Here is a 2,178-nt window from a genome sequence, read left to right as displayed (position 1 = left end):
CCCCCGCGCCCGCGGCGCTTCCGTCGTCCTGAAATCGGTTCCGGCGACTGCGACAGACCTGAAAGCGAGCCTTGGCGCGCTCGCCGATGCCCTTGGCCAGATGGTCTTGCAGATCACCGTCGTAGGCTCCGTCGCCAACAATGCGTCGAGCTGGTCCAGCGTCAATACCAAGGTGACGCAACTGGTTGCGGATCTCGGGAGCGCGGCCAACTCCGCCAAGGAAGCGGCGGCCGACGTCGAAGCGGCGCTGGCGCCGTACACCGCGCTCGCCGATCCCAACAGTCCGATCCGGCAGCAGATCAGGGCGAACTACACGCCGGACGAGGCCCTGGGACTCGCCCGCGACGTTCTGCGATTCACCGTATTGAACGACCGGCGGCTGGCCGGCGTGCTGCTCCAGGCCGCCGAACCGCTCGTGGCGCTCTGGACGAACATTCTCGTAAAAACTGCCGTTTCAGTCGGCGCCGTCGCCAAAGCCCTCAACGTGATCAACGGTACGGTCGAGGTCGCACTCAATGCCGTGATCGATCTGTTCCAGCCGGGAGCCGGCGGTGCTCCATCGCTGCTGTCGAACATCCTGTCCCGCGACACCCGCGCCGCCCTGGAAAACGCGCGGGCGCAGGTCGGAGCCGACAAAGCAAGCCTTTCGTCCATCGAGACACTCTGTGCGGCGGCGTCTCCGGACGCCCAGGCCATCGCCGCAGCGCTCACCAAGCTGAAAGCCGATTGGTCGAGAAATCAGCCCGGCATCGTCCAGACCCTGCAAGTCGCAAGGAACATCGTCGACGCCGTCGCCTCCGGCCACTTCGCCGCATTGTTCGATCTCGCCGCGGTCGAAAAGCAGTTGATCGACGCCGTGGCCGGCCTGATCCCGACCCGGGTGACGCTCAACTACGATTTCGACACCGAGGTCGGCGATTTCCCGTCCGGCGATCCGATCTTCGCGATGGATAAGGAAAAGTACGGGAGCTACGGACCCGATCCCGCGCGCAATGACCTCGACCTGCGGACGCAGATCACGGTCGATCTGCTGTCAGGCAGCCGCCAGGTCTCGGCAGTCGGATACATCAAGCCGTTCCGGATCCACCTGCTTGGAAACTCGCTCGATCTCGCTACCATCCACTTCAAGGGCGCGCGGTTCGAGACGACGCCGGGAGGCGATACGAAATTCACGGCCGACATCGGCGAAGCCGAGATCGGCTCGATGTTGGCGTTCCTTCAAGCGCTCCAGAGCTTCATGAGCCCCTCGGGCGGCAACGGCTTCTACCGCGGCATCCAGCTGATCCCGCCGCAGATCGAGGTCGGCTACCGCTTCAACAAGGACGTTCTGATCGTCGGCGGCCTGATCTTCCAGAACATCGACTTCGGCATCGGCGCGATCCTGCCGCTCGACGGGCGGCAGGCCGAGTTCCGGTTCAATTTCGCCAGCCGGGCAAAACCATTTTTCATTTCGGCACCGCCTCCCACGCCATACGGTGGCGGCGGCTTCGTTGGGCTGCGCGCCAATGCCCGGGGTGTCGTCGCGTTCGAGATTCAGCTGCAGTTCGGGGCTGCATTCGCCATCGAGTTCGGCCCGCTTTTGGCTTTCGTAAGAATATCCGCGGGCATCTATTTGCTTTCCGAAGCCGGTGGCCACCGGGTTCTCGAAGGTTTCGTGGAGGCAGTCGGCGAAGGCAACATCGCCTGCTTCCAGGTCTCGGTGCTGATCCAGATCAAGACATCGCAGCAAGACGACTCGTCGATGGCCGGCAGCTCCACCTATGCATTCAGCTTCAAGGTCGGCTTCTTCGAAGTGACCTATTCGGTCACGGCCGGATATCGGACGGAAGGAAGCGGCGGCTCGGCGCAGGCCCAGGTGTTGCCGCAAGACACGGCGGAGGCCTTCGGCCAAGCGGCACTGCCGCCAACGCGGCGCGGGAGAAAATCGAAACCGGCTGCCGCCGTGCGGCGCAAGGTACGAACCGAGGTGCCGGCGATGCAGGACAATTGGAAAGAGTACCGAAAGAATTTCGATATCTAGTTTGTGAGGTTGCATGGCTGAAGTGAAGGTCGGAATTCATTGCACCGCCATTCCCGATGGCTTTTCGCCGTCCGGCAAGGCCCGGCTCAGCCTTGTGTTGACGCCCGATCCCCGCGCCACCACGCTCGGGGTAACGGTCGACGACCTCCACAAAGGGG

At 63.4% G+C, this 2,178-nt stretch carries 1 protein-coding gene; it reads left to right on the top strand.

The genetic code is table 11. The features are described 5' to 3' along the window. Positions 1 to 2,020: hypothetical protein (locus tag CWO89_RS46625; RefSeq protein ID WP_165421592.1), on the top strand; the 2,020-nt coding region annotated here is incomplete at its 5' end. Positions 2,021 to 2,178 lie beyond the last annotated feature (158 nt).

It is taken from the genome of Bradyrhizobium sp. Leo170 (assembly GCF_004296405.1).
Classification (GTDB): Bacteria; Pseudomonadota; Alphaproteobacteria; order Rhizobiales; family Xanthobacteraceae; genus Bradyrhizobium.
The sequence above is the reverse complement of the archived record's forward strand: the minus strand, read 5'-3'. Positions and strand labels throughout refer to the sequence as shown.